The 13,325-nt window shown below is 67.5% G+C and carries 11 protein-coding genes; 5 read left to right on the top strand and 6 right to left on the bottom strand.

Translation table 11 applies throughout. From position 1 onward, the window contains the following. Nucleotides 1-242 precede the first annotated feature (242 nt). The 3 genes from ACTZWT_RS22755 to ACTZWT_RS22745 form a co-directional block, all read right to left on the bottom strand. A complete protein-coding gene (locus tag ACTZWT_RS22755) occupies nt 243-1,460 on the bottom strand; it encodes an ABC transporter substrate-binding protein (RefSeq protein ID WP_444771959.1) in 1,218 nt (405 codons plus the stop codon). 62 nt (nt 1,461-1,522) lie between these two features. Next, nucleotides 1,523-2,500, bottom strand: coding sequence for a Bug family tripartite tricarboxylate transporter substrate binding protein (locus ACTZWT_RS22750; protein WP_444771958.1), 978 nt, complete (start codon nt 2,498-2,500; stop codon nt 1,523-1,525). Nucleotides 2,501-2,571: 71 nt separating this feature from the next. Then, nucleotides 2,572-3,456: an IclR family transcriptional regulator gene (locus tag ACTZWT_RS22745; protein ID WP_444771957.1), complete on the bottom strand. Its 885-nt coding sequence runs from the start codon at nt 3,454-3,456 to the stop codon at nt 2,572-2,574. 169 nt (nt 3,457-3,625) lie between these two features. Between ACTZWT_RS22745 and ACTZWT_RS22740 the strand changes: the two genes are divergently transcribed. Next, nucleotides 3,626-3,814 (top strand): hypothetical protein, encoded by a 189-nt coding sequence (locus tag ACTZWT_RS22740; RefSeq protein WP_322515315.1) that lies wholly within the window; start codon nt 3,626-3,628, stop codon nt 3,812-3,814. Nucleotides 3,815-4,093: 279 nt separating this feature from the next. After that, nucleotides 4,094-5,407 carry a siderophore utilization protein FsrB gene (gene fsrB, locus ACTZWT_RS22735; protein WP_444771956.1) on the top strand — a complete coding sequence of 438 codons (1,314 nt, stop codon included), beginning with the start codon at nt 4,094-4,096 and terminating at the stop codon, nt 5,405-5,407. An 87-nt stretch (nt 5,408-5,494) separates the two neighbouring features. Here the strand turns inward: fsrB and ACTZWT_RS22730 are convergent, their stop codons facing one another. The 3 genes from ACTZWT_RS22730 to ACTZWT_RS22720 form a co-directional block, all read right to left on the bottom strand. Further along, nucleotides 5,495-6,910 (bottom strand): hypothetical protein, encoded by a 1,416-nt coding sequence (locus tag ACTZWT_RS22730; RefSeq protein ID WP_444771955.1) that lies wholly within the window; start codon nt 6,908-6,910, stop codon nt 5,495-5,497. Between the two features lie 72 nt (nt 6,911-6,982). Continuing rightward, nucleotides 6,983-9,415 (bottom strand): HAD family hydrolase, encoded by a 2,433-nt coding sequence (locus tag ACTZWT_RS22725; RefSeq protein ID WP_444771954.1) that lies wholly within the window; start codon nt 9,413-9,415, stop codon nt 6,983-6,985. After that, entirely contained in the window at nt 9,412-9,825 is a 414-nt protein-coding gene (locus tag ACTZWT_RS22720) for a hypothetical protein (protein WP_444771953.1), read from the bottom strand. Before ACTZWT_RS22720 ends, ACTZWT_RS22725 begins: the two co-directional genes overlap by 4 nt. A 121-nt stretch (nt 9,826-9,946) precedes the next feature. Here ACTZWT_RS22720 and ACTZWT_RS22715 point away from each other — a divergent pair, with 121 nt between their 5' ends. From ACTZWT_RS22715 to fliD, 3 genes are all read left to right on the top strand, one after another. After that, complete coding sequence (locus ACTZWT_RS22715) at nt 9,947-10,612, top strand: RNA polymerase sigma factor (RefSeq protein WP_444771952.1); 666 nt, start codon at nt 9,947-9,949, stop codon at nt 10,610-10,612. 141 nt (nt 10,613-10,753) lie between these two features. Beyond that, nucleotides 10,754-11,578, top strand: coding sequence for a flagellin (locus ACTZWT_RS22710; RefSeq protein WP_444771951.1), 825 nt, complete (start codon nt 10,754-10,756; stop codon nt 11,576-11,578). Nucleotides 11,579-11,645: 67 nt separating this feature from the next. Then, complete coding sequence (gene fliD, locus ACTZWT_RS22705; protein ID WP_444771950.1) at nt 11,646-13,325, top strand: flagellar filament capping protein FliD; 1,680 nt, start codon at nt 11,646-11,648, stop codon at nt 13,323-13,325.

The raw sequence follows: 13,325 nt of genomic DNA, 5'->3' as shown, positions 1-13,325 counted from the left end.
CCAAGGTGCTTGCGGCTCATCCTTCGAGGCCCGCTGGGCCGCGCATGGCGCGGCCCAGCGGGCACCTCAGGATGACGGCGGTGATTCCATCAAAACCAGAGCTGCTCTCAGCCCGCGAGCGGGCGAGGCGGGCGGGCGGGCTGTGACCCGCCGCCTCGGCCCGCCATTGCGGCGCCGGGAGCGCGAGCGCGCTGCGGTTGTTCGCGCGCTGCGCTGAAGATCGGCGCGCTCCTCCTTGCGCGCTATTCCTTGGCGGCGTCGGTGATGATGTCGCCGAAGCGCTCCCATTTCTGGCCGTCGAAGGTCGCCATCTGGAACTGCTTGTTGACGCGATAGTCGGTCGGCGTGGTGGTGACGCTGATGCCCGGCAGCAGCATGTCGAGCGGCACCTTGGTCATGTGGCTCGCCTGGTACATCACATTGTCGCGGGTGAGGTTGTCGCCGCACTGCTTCAGCACATGCACCAGCAGCTGGGCGGTGATGTAGCCGTAGACGTTGAAGCTCGAATTGCGGTCGCCTTCGGGATAGTATTTCGCCATGAAATCGAGATAGCGGCGGTTACCGGGATCGTTCGCCCATTGCGGATCGTCCGGCTCCTTGACGTAGCCGACGCTGATCACGCCCTTGGAGGCTTCGAGCCCGGCCGGCTTCAACACTGCGCCGATCGAGCCGGCGTTGATGTCGATGATGTGCACCGGGTGCCAGCCGATCTCGTACAGCTTCTTGATCGCCTGCGCGGCCTGCTTCGGCGTCGCGGCGCTGAACAGCAGGTCGGCGCCGGAGTCGCGGATCTTCAGGATCTGCGAATCGATCGTCGGTTCGCTCAGTTCGTAGGACGCCTCCGCGACGATCATCTTCGCCGCCTTGTCGCCGAGCCCGGCCTTGATGCCCGCCAGATAGTCCTTGCCGAGATCGTCGTTCTGATACAGTACGCCGACCTTGGCGTTCGGATGCTTTGCCAGGATGAACTGGCCGTAGATCCGGCTTTCGACGAAGTAGCTCGGGTTGAAGCCCATCGTCCACGGGAAGTTCTTCGGATCGGTGAACCGCGCCGCGCCGGTGGCGGCGAACAGTTGCGGCACCTTCTTGCCGTTGAGATATTTCAGCACCGCCGCGTTCGGCGCGGTGCCGATGATCTGGAAGGTCAGCAGCACCTCGTCGCCTTCGACCAGCTTGCGGACCTGCTCCACCGTCTTCGGCGGCGAATAGGCGTCGTCGTACTGAATGAGGTCGATCTTGCGGCCGTTGATGCCGCCCTGCTCGTTGATCATCCGCATATAGGCGGCCTGGGTCTTGGCGATCGACGAATAGGCCGAGGCCGGGCCCGACAGCGGCGCGGTCTGGCCGACCTTGATGGCGGCGTCGCTGGCGCCGGTATCGTATTTCTTCTGGGCGTGCGCGGTGGGCGCCGACAAGGCGATGGCCGCCGCGGCGGCGAGGCCGACGATTCGTTTCCTCATGGTGTTCCTCTTTTTTGATTCTTGATTGTCGTGACCGATCCGGCGGGCGCGCTCGGCCGGCGTTATTGCTGTCCCTTCAGGCCGGCCTCCTCGATCACCTTGCTCCATTTGCTGGTTTCGCTGTCGATGAACGCCGCGAAGTCGGCGCCGCTGCGGCCGTGGGCTTCGAGCCCCTGGGCGAGCAGCTTCTGCTTCACGGTCGGGTCCTGCAGCGCGCGCAGCACCGTGCTCTCCAGCTTCGCGACGATCGGCGCGGGCGTGGCGGCCGGCGCCATGAAGCCGTACCAGCCGGCGGCGACGATCTGCGGGAAGCCCAGCTCGACCAGCGTCGGCGCGTCCGGATAGATCGTGCTGCGCTCCGCCGAGGCGACGCCGAGCACGCGGAAATTGCCGGCCTTGATGTGCGGCAGCGCGGTGCTGATCGCCGTGAAGGTGGCGTCGACGCGGCCGGCGAGCAGCTCGGTATAGGCTGCGGAATCGCCGCGGAACGGGATGTTGAGGCCCTTGACGCCGGCGGTCCGGAACAGCATCTCGCCGGCGAGATGCGGCTGCGAGCCGGGGCCGGGCGAGCCGAAGGTCAGGCCGTCCTTCTTCGCCTTGCCGTAGGCGATCAGCTCGGGCAGCGTGGTGTAGTCGGCCTTGGCGTTGATGATCAGGAAGATCGGCGCGATCACCGCCATCGCCACCGGCCGGAGCTCGCTGCGCTGGTAGTTCAGCTTGCCGAACAGCGCCTCCGCGGTGGCGTAGGGCGCGGCGGCGTAGAGCACGGTGTAGCCGTCGGGGGCGGCGTGGGCGACCATCTCGTTGGCGATCCGGGTGCCGGCGCCGGGCTTGTTCTCGACGATGAACTGCTGCTTGAGCTCGCGCTCGAAGAACTCGTTGAAGATCCGCAGCGAGATGTCGTTGGCGCCGCCGGCGCCGTAGGGCGAGATCATGCGGACGAGCCGCGTCGGCCATTCGTCGGCGGCGCGTGCGGACAATATCGGCGTCGCCGCGAGCGCGGCGGCCGAGGCGAGCAGGGTGCGGCGGGTCAGGGGCATGATGTCTCCTCCGTCGTTGTTGCGGTCCGCTCGTTGAGCCGGCGGACCTGTCGATCGTCGTTCAGATCACCTCATGGCGCGCTTCTGCTGTGCCGCATCCGCGGTGCGGCGGTGGCGTCGGCTTCGTGAACCATGGCGCGGATGGCGGCGGCGAGCGCCCGGATGCGCGGGCCGATCTCGGCCTCGAGCTGGCCCGGCTGCAGCCGGAATTCCGGAATGCCGCAATTGATCGCAAACGTCCGCTTCAGCCGGCTGGCGCGAAACAGCGGCGCCGCGACCGCGTGGATCGACGGCATGTATTCGCCGAAGCAGGTGCAGAAGCCGCGCTGCGCGCACTGCGCGAGGCCGGCGCGGTACAGCTCGCCGTCGCTCGCCCACGCCGCGGCGTCGGCCGCCTCGATCTGCCGGCCGAGCTGGGCGGCTTCATCGGCCGGCAGCAGCGACGCCGCGGCGCGGCCCATCGCGGTGCGCACCACCGGAATCGGCATGCCGATGTCCGGGCTGTGCGGGCCGACATCGCCGGAGCGCGCGGTCTCGACATAGATCACGGAGGGGCCGTCGAGCAGGCCGATCGAGACGGTGCCGCGGACGCTGACGGCCAGATCCTGCATCAGCGGCCGCGCACGCTGGCGGAACGGCATGTCGGCGAGCAGAGGGTGCACCATCCGCAGCGCCCGCGAGCCGACGCCGAATTTCGACAGCGTCGGCTCGTAGCGCAGATAGCCGAGCTCGGCGAGCGTATGGGTCAGCCGCGCCACCGTCGGCCGCGGAATCCCGGTGCGCACCGAAATCTCCATGTTGCCGAGCAGCGGCGCGCCGGCGTCGAACGCTTCGAGCACGATCAGGCCCTTGGCGAGCGTGGTGGCGAAGGCGGCGTCGCCGGCGCTGTCCGCAAGCATCGCCTCGGCGGACAGAAGCGGTCCGAAGGTCTGGCGTGGCTGAAGGGTGTCGGTCATCGAAGCATTATGGAGCGTTTGGCGGTGCTGTCCAATTATTATCGAAATGACGGCTTAATCGTCCATTACGTGGACGACTAGCCCCTGAATGTCGCGGGTCGGCGGCACGATCGGGGACGCCGGGCGTTGGGCCACCACGCCCCACTACGCGGAACCGAGGGAGGAACCGATGGCCGATCCGAAGGACGACGACGCGCTCGAACCGGACGATTTTCCGGTCCACGTCGAAAACACCGCGGTGACGAAGCAGGACGGCGAGACCATCGCGGAGGCGAAGACCGAGAAGCTCGCCGAGGACATCGCGCAGCGTCTCAACGAACAGGCGATGCAGGAAGAAGAGGATCGCTGGTCGGCCTGACCGGCGGGTGTCCTCGCCCCCGATTGCCGGGCCGCAGATCGCGGCCGGTTCCGTTTGAACGATTCCAAAACGCGAGAAATGCACTCGGCCGCCCAACGCGGTAACTCCATCCGGAGTTCGTCCTGCCTTGTGCCGGACGGGTGCGCGGAATCGCCGGGCGACGGCGTCTCGTTGCTGCTGCCTTCGCGCGCGAGCGGACGGCGGCACGTCCGGGACCTCGCGGTCGTGCGAACGGCCCCCGCGCCGGCGCGCAACGACAAAGAATGGGACCGGGTCGGCATGAGAGCGATATTCGGACGACTGCACCGCTGGGCCGGGCTGATCACCGCCGCCTTTCTGTTCTTCTCCGGTGTCACCGGCGCGATCATCTCGTGGGATCACGAGATCGACGAAGCCCTCAACGCCAAGTTCTACGACGTCTCGACCCCGGGGCCGGCGATCCCGTCGGTCGATCTCGTCAAGCAGATCGAGAGCCGCGATCCGCGCGCCCGCGTGATCTTCTTTCCGATGACGCCGGAGCCCGGCCACTCGCTGGCGTTCTTCGTGCAGCCGCGGATCGATCCTTCGACCGGCAAGCGCTACGCGCTCGACTACAACCAGATCTTCCTCGATCCCAACACCGGCGCCGAGCTCGGCCGGCGCTATTGGGGCGCGGTGTGGCCGGTGACCAGCGAGAACTTCGTCTCGTTCCTGTACAAGCTGCACTACACCATGCACGTCCCCGAATTCTGGGGCAGCGACCGCTGGGGCGCGCGGCTGCTCGGCATCATCGCGATCATCTGGACGATCGACTGTTTCGTCGGCTTCTATCTGACGCTGCCGGCGCGGCGGCTGCTGCGCGCCGGGCAGGCGCCGGCGGTGAGGCGCGAGCTCGGCAAGGGGTTCTGGGCGCGCTGGGCGCCGGCCTGGAAGATCAAGACCTCGGGCAGCGCCTACCGGATCAATTTCGACATCCACCGCGCCTTCAGCCTGTGGACCTGGGCGGTGCTGTTCGTGGTCGCGTTCACGGCGTTCTCGCTCAATCTGTATTTCGAGGTGTTCTCGCCGATCATGAAGACGGTGTCGAACTACACGCCGACGCCGTTCGAGCAGCGTCCTTATCGCAGCCTCGACGATCCGATCGAGCCGAAGATGAGTTTCGCGCAGATCGCCGCGCGCGCCGAAGCCGACGGCCGTGCGCGCGGCTTCACCGCGCCGCTCGGCTCGCTGTTCTACGGCCCGGCGCACGGCGTGTTCGCGGCCGCGTTCTTCAAGCCCGGCGACGATCACGGCGCCGCCGGTGTCGCCCCGGCGCAGCTGTATTACGACAGCGAGGACGGCCGTCCGATCGGCGAGCGGCTGCCCTGGGTCGGCACCGCGGCGGACGTCTTCGTGCAGATGCAGTTCCCGCTCCATTCCGGCCGCATCCTCGGCCTGCCGGGCCGCATCCTGATCTCGGCGATGGGGCTGGTGGTGGCGGCGCTGTCGGTCACCGGCGTGGTGATCTGGTGGCGCAAGCGCCGCGCCCGGATCGCCTCGCGGCGCGGCGCGCGCGCCGGATCGCGCCCGGCATCACGCTGGGACGTCGCCAGCGAGCCCGAGCGGGCCGGCTGAGCGCGGCCGACCGCGCGCGGCGTTATTGATATTGAAGCCCGGCTAAATCCGCGGCATTCGCTGCCCATCCGGGTCGCCGTTTCGCGCTCAGTGACGCGTCATCGCGTAGGCCGAACTCGGCCGCTGGATGAAAGCCTGGCGCGATGCGACGAGGCCGATCGGCGACGCGGCGCGGCCACACGCCTCCCGGCTGCTGCGCGGATTTTCCTGCGGCCGGTGCTCGCCGATCGCGCCGGGGAGCGCGCGGAAGATATCCTCCGTGACCGGCTCCGACGGGTCCATCAGCAGCACCCACGAGTAGTCGCGGATCTGCAGCACCTGGTCGATGTCCTCATCCCATGCGCACAGCACGACCTCGAGTTGCGAGAAGCCGCCATTGTCCGCCGCGAACACGCGCGTGATCGCCTCGACGACGCTGCCGATATGGCGCGCGCCGGTCGCGAGCACATCGCGCACCACCACGGTGATCGGCCCGCGCCCGGCGCCCGGCGCGGTCATGATCAGGTGAGCTTCCGGCGCCTGATGCCGCGAGAAGCGGCGGCCGAGCTGCAGCGGCGCGGCGAAGCGGTCGAGCTGGGGTTCGGCGTCCGCTGCACCGGAGGGGCGGACGATTACGCTGTGCTCGCGCGCGGCCAGTTCGTCGGCACGCCAATAGGCGTCCGGCAGCCAGGCGGTTTCGATCTGCCGCTGCGAGGTGATCAGGACCCACGCCTGATCCAGCAGGAAGGAGTCCGGCAGGTCCGGATAGGCGTGCGTCAGGCGCTGCCACATCTCCAGCAGCGCGCGCGCGGCGTCGGTCTGGTTGAAGTACAGCGCGCCCGTCGTCATCGCGCCGTTCGGCTGGCGATGCACCGCGAAGTCGCAGCCGGCCGCCTGCGGCAGCAGCGGATGCGCCGCGACGCGCGCGGCGGGATCGATCCAGAACACGCCACGTCCGGCGCGTCCCCATTGCTCGAGAATGAAATCGACCCTGGCGCATCGCTGCGCGGCAGCGTCGGGGGCTGCCAGCGGCGCAACCATCGCGTCGAGGCCGAGCTGGCTGAGGTCTGTCATCAGTCCGCGCGCAGTGGCGCCGTCGGCATCGTCGTGCGGGGTCGCGGAGACGAACAGGGTGTCTTCCCGGCGATACACGCCGGTCCGCACCACCGGCGGCTTGACGCCGCCCCACCAGACGTGATGCGGCGCCTCGGCGCCTTCCGCGCCGATCGAGCCGTGGGCGTAGAGCTTCGACTTCAGCAGATCGAACGCCGGGTTCTCGCTGGTCGGCAGGATGATGATCGCGTTCTCGTGCAGCGATCCGATCAGCATCTCGATCCGCGCCGCGTTGGTGGCATCGAGCACCACCACCGCCGCGGCCGTCGCCGGCACCGGCGACATGCCGTCCCAGCACACCACGACCGGATAGCCGCCGACCAACTGGCGCAGCCGCGCGAGCTGCGCCGCGCCGAGGCGCGGAGCCGCCGCTTCGCTGTGTCCGATGATAAGATCCAGAGTGCCGCTCACTGTCCGCCCCCGCCGAAAACAATCCTCTCGTCATACGGACGGGGCAGTCGATTCAGGCGGTCGGATCGGCAATCAGTCGAGCGCCAGCACCCGCGCGCCATTCGCGGGCGTGACGCCGATGCTCAGCATCGCCACCGCATCGGTCAGCGTCGGAATCGCGATCGTCAGCACGGCGTCGTCGCGCGTCGCGGCGTAGTGCGGGCCATGCCATGCGAGGCCGTCCTGTTCGGCGTCGCAGCGATCGAGCAGCCGGATCTCGCCGCTGCCCGCGGCCATATTGATACTCGGCCCGCTCTGGAGGAAGGGGCCGGTGATCAGCCCTGCCGGGGCCAGCCTTGCGACCGGCACTTGGATGGTGCGTATCGCCATGCCGCGCGACATCGGAATCCGGACCCGGATCTCGTTGAAGCCGTTGCGATAGCAGGCGACCGCAACGGTGCTCGCGACGCCCTTGCGGTCCTGCAGCACGACGTCGATCTGGCCGCATTTGACGTCGCCGAACAGGTCCGACGGCAGCAGGTTGCAGCCGAACAGCAGATAGAGATAACTCTGCGCCGGCTCCAGGGCCGCGAACGAGCCGGCCAGCCACATCGGCGGATCGGCGGCGGTGCAGGCATCCGGCAACGACTGCGTCACTTCGCGGGCGGCGAGCAACGCGCCGTCGAGCAGCGGCGTCAGCGCGGTGGTGCCGAGATTGACGTCGTGCTGGAGCGCGCCGAGCAGCATCAGTTCGTCGTCGGTCGGCAGCAGCAGCAGCCGGCCGAGAATGGCCGTGACGTCGGCGGCGATGCGGTCAGGGGCCGCGGGCGCGAAGCCGAGCTTCGGCGCCAGCGCGCCGGCCTCCGCCGCATAGGCCAGCACCCCGGCCTGGACCTCGCGCGCCACGGCCTGCTGGGGATCGACGTGCAGAATCGCCTCGTGCAGGACGGCGCCGTCGCGATAGCCTGCGACCGAGCCGGTCGGCGCGCAGCACAGCTGCTCCAGCACCGCGACGTTGCGCAACAGCAGCCGCTTGACGTGCGGCGTCACCACGAGGTCGGAGATCATCCCCTCGAACGTGTCGCGCTCGTCGCATTCGGCGAAGTCGTCGTCGAGCGACAGCAGATAGAGTCCGTGAATCCGCGCCGCGATGCCTTCGAGATCGAACACCCGCCGCAGCGATTTCTGGATGCTGCCGGAATAGCCGAGATCGACCAGCACCAGATCGGTGCAGCGATCGAGATCGGGAAACTGCGCGCGCAGATAGGTCATCAGTTCGGCGCGCAGCGACGCGGCGATCGCGGCGATGTCGCGCGCGTCGATCAGTTCGGGCAGCGCCTTCGCGAGCTCCGCGCCGGTGCTCCGGCCGTGCGGCTGCCGCGCGAAGAACGCCGCCACCTTGGTCGAGCGATGCCGGGTGATGGCGGAGAAAGCCGCGGCATCGAGGGACGAAATCGTGCCGACCAGCCGGGTCAGCGGATCGAGCGTCGCCGCCGACGCCATCACGCTGACGCGGCGGCTGATCTCGAGGTAGCGCGCCTGCGTGTCGCCGGCCTGGGCGCGGATCCGGTGCGACAGAAAGCCGTCGCGGCCGAGGAAGGCGACGCGCAACTCGCCGCCCGCGTTGCCGATCTGCCCGATGCGCGATGCAATGAACGCGTCGAACGCCTGCATCGCCGGACCGAGCACGCCGACGCCGAGCCCGAACGCCGGCGACTGCGCCGGCACGCGCGCCGCCACCAGCCGCCGCAGCGTGCGCGCACCGCCGTCCAGCGTTCCGACCGGCGACTGGCACAGCAACGCGCCGACCGGCGTCTCGCGATTGAAGATCGACGCGAGCCGCGCGCTCGCCTGCGGCACGTGCAGCGCGGTGATGTCGAACCGCCGCGCGCCGTCGATGTCGGCGTTCGGATTGTCGCCGACGTGCACCGCGCGGCGCGGATCGGCCGATTGCTCGGCGAGATAGATCTCGAACAGCCGCTCCGCCTTGCCGGTGCCGCTCGCGCTCGACGAATACAGAAAGTCCCATTGCAGATCCGGACAGCACGCGCGCAGCAGCGATCCCAACTGCTCGACGCTCCAGTAGCTGTCGGAGATGAAGCCGGTGCGGGCGCCGGCCGCGCGGAGCTCGCGATACTGGGCGAGAATATCCGGATTGCAGCGGCACAATTCGTGCTCGGCGGCCAACTCGGCCGCGACGAGTTGCGGCAGCGCGTCCCTGCGCAGGCCGAACAGCCGGAACGGAAATGCCGCGTAGATCTCGGCGATGCCGACTTCGGCGCGGCCGTCGCGCCGGATCGCCGCCTTGCGCGCGCGGGCTTCGGCCTGGCGCCGGTGCTCGACATAGGACGCGGCCGCCGCGGGAAACCGCGCGGCCACGGGCGAAAGCTGAAACGCCTGCGCGATGACGCCGTCGGGCGTCGTGCACCCGCGCACCACGAAGGTGTCGAAGATATCGAACGAGACGTAGTTTGCGTCTGAATGTTTCGGGGTGACTCTGGTTGTTTCCGAAATGTGTACGTTCATTGCCCGCCCCGCTCGCCCGCGCTTAGTAAACGTTCAGAAACAAAAAAGCAGGCGCGCGTCCTGCGATCCTGACACATTGCGCGACATTTGCGCTTCGCCTCGCGGCGAAGTCGGCTATTTTTTAAAACGCGATTCGGCAAGAAATTCCGGGCGGAATTCACAGCCTGTCGTGGCGACGACGGCTCGATCCGGTGACGGAATCCGGTGACGGAGCTGCGCCCGCTCACGTCGATTAGTCGCGGGTTGCGTAGTCGCATGCGTATTTGCGTCCCGAATATCCGTCGCGCTTGCGCGATCAACTCGTGCGCCGAGATTTCTTCGAATGACATCACAGCCCCGTTTTGCGGACCTCCCGACGCCGCGTCGAAGCACCGGCCATAGCGGCATTTTTTGCCGATCACCCGGCACATTTTTCCTCCTAACTATCTGCAAAATAAGTCGAAAATCTCCGACCGGATTTCCGGGGCGGCCCGTACAAATTTCACAGGCCGACCACACCGCCCGTTCGTCGGCATAGGATTGGAGCAGGGGATGGCGCACGCTCTCCACACCGAACCGGTCGACACCGCGACGCCGCCGTCATCGCCGGCGATCACCACGGACGTATTCGAGCCTCGGCAAGCCGATGCCGCGCGGGATATCGACGAAGATCTGCTGGACCGGCTCGCTGCGAACGACGAGGCCGCGTTCAGGCTGCTGGTCGAGCGCCACATCGATCGCGCTTTCGGCATCGCGCTGCGCCTGCTCGGCAGCCGCGCCGACGCCGAGGACGTGGTGCAGGACACGATGCTGAAGGTGTGGACCCATCGCGGCCGCTGGGAGCACGGCCGGGCGAAATTCTCGACCTGGCTTTATCGCGTCGTCACCAATCGCTGCATCGATCTGCATCGCCGGCCGCGCACCGACAATGTCGACGCCGTGCCCGAGCCGGCCGACGCCAAGCCCGACGCCTGCAGCGCGATGCAGCGCAACGAGGTCACCCAGTTGCTGGAGACCGCGATCCAGAAACTGCCGGAGCAGCAGCGCGTCGCGGTGATCCTGTCGTATCACGAGAACATGAGTAACGCCGACATCGCCGAGGTGATGAGCACGACGGTCGCCGCGGTCGAGTCGCTGCTCAAGCGCGGCCGTCAGCAGCTCCGCGATATCCTGCGGCGCCACGAGCCGGACCTGCTGCAGGCGTTCACCGACTGCTAACCATAAATCGCCGGGCCTGAAACAAACCCCGCCTGAATTGCGCGTGCCGTTCCGTTTAGCGGACGGACGGGGGCTGGCCTGCGTCCGGTCGTCCCTCAACCTGGTCCGCAACAGCGGCCGAACACTGCAAGGAGCGTCTCGATGCCCGTGATTTCCACCAACACCGCCGCCAATTCCGCGGTCCGCTACCTGAATATCAACTCGCAGCAGATGTCGAGCTCGCTCTCGAAGCTGTCCAGCGGCTCCAAAATCACCCAGGCCTCCGACGACGCCGCCGGCCTCGCGATCTCCACCCGCATCTCGTCGGACGTCACCACGCTGCAGCAGGCGGCCACCAACGCGTCGCAGGCGACCTCGATCCTGCAGGTCGCCGACGGCGGCGCCTCGAACATCAGCGACATCCTCTCGCGCATGAAGTCGCTGGCGTCGCAATCGTCCTCGGCGACCGTCACCGATTCGAGCCGCGCCTATCTGGATTCGGAATTCCAGGCGCTGAGCGACCAGATCGACAGCATCGCGACCGGCACGCGCTACAGCGGCCAGAGCCTGCTCGACGGCTCCAGCACCTTCGCCTCCGGCGCAGCGGTGCTGGTCGGCTCGACCTCCGCCGATACGATCACCGTGACGATCGACAGCCTGACCTCGACTGAGCTCGGCGTCGACACGCTCAGCATCAGCGCGCAGGACGACGCGACCGACGCCATCGATGCGCTCGACCTCGCGATCGACACCGTCTCGGCGGCGCGCGCCAATATCGGCGCGCAGGAATCGCGCTTCAACTTCAGCGCCAGCTCGATCTCGACGCAGTCGCAGAACCTGGAGTCCGCCAATTCGGCGATCACCGACGTCGACATCGCGGCGGAGCAGGCCAGCCTGTCGTCCGCGCAGGTGATGGTCCAGGCCGCCGTGTCGGCGGAATCGGCCGCGAACAAGATGCCGCAATATCTTCTGAATCTGCTCGGCTGACGCCGTCCCGACCAGGTGAGCCGGCAATTGCGCCGGCTCACCAATTCACGCAGGAGACTGGACTTCGATGGCGACAGTCACCAGTTCAACGTCCGCCTCGGCCACTGCTGCGCTGGCGACCACCACCTCCGGCACCACGACCACGACGAGCGTCGACTGGGACGCGCTGATCGAAGCCCAGGTGGCGACCAAGACCGCCGCGGCGACCACCATCGAGACCAGCATCACCGCCAACGAAGCCAAGATCGCGGCCTACCAGAATTTGCAGACGCTGCTCGGCACGCTCACGACCAGCACCACGTCGATGGCGAAATCGATCGTCAATTCGCTGTCGTCCAGCACCTATGGCGCCCGCGCCGCCACGCTGAGTTCGACCGGCGACGTCAGCGCCGGTTCCGCGGTGTCGATGTCGATCAGCAACGGCGCCGCCACCGGCGACCACACGCTCACGGTCTCGCAGATCGCGACCGCCCACAAGGTGATCGGCAGCAGCGTCGCCGACAAGACCGCCGATCTGGGGCTCGCCGGCGTGTTCTCGATCGGCCTGTCGGGCGGCACCAGCGCCGACATCTCGATCACCAGCGGGATGTCGATGGAGGACGTCGTCGACACTATCAACGCGCAGAGCGACACCACCAACGTCCAGGCCTCGATCATCCAGATATCGAGCACCGAATACGCGATGACGCTGACGGCGCTGAAAGACAACGCCGACATCACCACCAGCGTCGTCTCCGGCGACGACGTGCTCACGACGCTCGGCGTCACCGATTCGTCCGGCGACTTCACCGACGTACTGCAGGAGCCGCAGCCGGCGCTGTTCACGGTCGACGGCATCAGCCTGACCCGCGACACCAACGACGTCACCGACGTGCTGAGCGGCGTCAGCTTCAGCCTGCTGCAGGCCACGCCGGACGGCTCGACCATCAATGTCAGCATCGACGTCGACGTCGACCAGATCGCCACCGCGCTGCAGACCTTCGTCACCGCCTACAACGCGGTCCGCGAGGAGGTCACGGCCCAGCAGACGCTGACCTCGGACGGATCGGCGGATTCAAGCGCCGTGCTGTTCGGCGACGGCACCATGCGCAGCATCATGACGCAGCTCGAACAGGCGATGAATTCGATCATCGGCGGGCTGTCGATGACCGATCTGGGATTGTCGTTCACCGAGACCAATACGCTCGAATTCGACACCAGCGTGCTGTCGACCACGCTGACCGGCGACCTCTCCGGCGTCATCGGGCTGCTGGCCGCGAAGACGTCCGCGTCGTCGAGTTCGCTCGCGGTGATCAACACCAATTCGTCGCCGCCGGCGTCGTTCGTGCTGGATCTCACCGTCGACGAATCGGGAACGCTGTCGGCCTCGGTCGGCGGCGACTCCTCGCTGTTCACCGTCAGCGGCAACACCATCATCGGCGCCGCCGGCACCGTCTATTCCGGCATGGCGTTCACCTATTCCGGCTCCAGCTCGGCGTCGATCACCGTGAGCTCGACGTCCGGCATCGCCGCGCAGATCAACAACATCGCCGAGCTCGCCTCCGACACCAGCACCGGATCGCTGCAGGATCTGATCACCAACCTGCAATCGCAGGACGACCGGATGGAGCAGCAGATCAACGACATCAACGAGCGGGCCGAGATCTACCGCGCGATGCTGGTCAGCCAATACGCCAAGTACCAGAGCGCGATCTCCACCGCGGACACCACGCTCGACTATCTCTCCGCTCTCCTCAACGACGAGTAA

It is taken from the genome of Rhodopseudomonas sp. NSM, from assembly GCF_052445935.1.
In the GTDB taxonomy this organism is placed as follows: domain Bacteria; phylum Pseudomonadota; class Alphaproteobacteria; order Rhizobiales; family Xanthobacteraceae; genus Rhodopseudomonas.
Note: the sequence above shows the minus strand (reverse complement) of the source record. Positions and strands in the feature narration are given on the sequence as shown.

Excerpts from the sequence above, each read along its gene's own strand:
- ACTZWT_RS22755 (WP_444771959.1), bottom strand. The coding sequence starts at position 1,460 with ATGAGGAAACGAATCGTCGGCCTCGCCGCCGCGGCGGCCATCGCCTTG.
- ACTZWT_RS22750 (WP_444771958.1), bottom strand. The coding sequence starts at position 2,500 with ATGCCCCTGACCCGCCGCACCCTGCTCGCCTCGGCCGCCGCGCTCGCG.
- ACTZWT_RS22745 (WP_444771957.1), bottom strand. The coding sequence starts at position 3,456 with ATGACCGACACCCTTCAGCCACGCCAGACCTTCGGACCGCTTCTGTCC.
- ACTZWT_RS22740 (WP_322515315.1), top strand. The coding sequence starts at position 3,626 with ATGGCCGATCCGAAGGACGACGACGCGCTCGAACCGGACGATTTTCCG.
- fsrB (WP_444771956.1), top strand. The coding sequence starts at position 4,094 with ATGAGAGCGATATTCGGACGACTGCACCGCTGGGCCGGGCTGATCACC.
- ACTZWT_RS22725 (WP_444771954.1), bottom strand. The coding sequence starts at position 9,415 with ATGAACGTACACATTTCGGAAACAACCAGAGTCACCCCGAAACATTCA.
- ACTZWT_RS22720 (WP_444771953.1), bottom strand. The coding sequence starts at position 9,825 with ATGTGCCGGGTGATCGGCAAAAAATGCCGCTATGGCCGGTGCTTCGAC.
- ACTZWT_RS22715 (WP_444771952.1), top strand. The coding sequence starts at position 9,947 with ATGGCGCACGCTCTCCACACCGAACCGGTCGACACCGCGACGCCGCCG.
- ACTZWT_RS22710 (WP_444771951.1), top strand. The coding sequence starts at position 10,754 with ATGCCCGTGATTTCCACCAACACCGCCGCCAATTCCGCGGTCCGCTAC.
- fliD (WP_444771950.1), top strand. The coding sequence starts at position 11,646 with ATGGCGACAGTCACCAGTTCAACGTCCGCCTCGGCCACTGCTGCGCTG.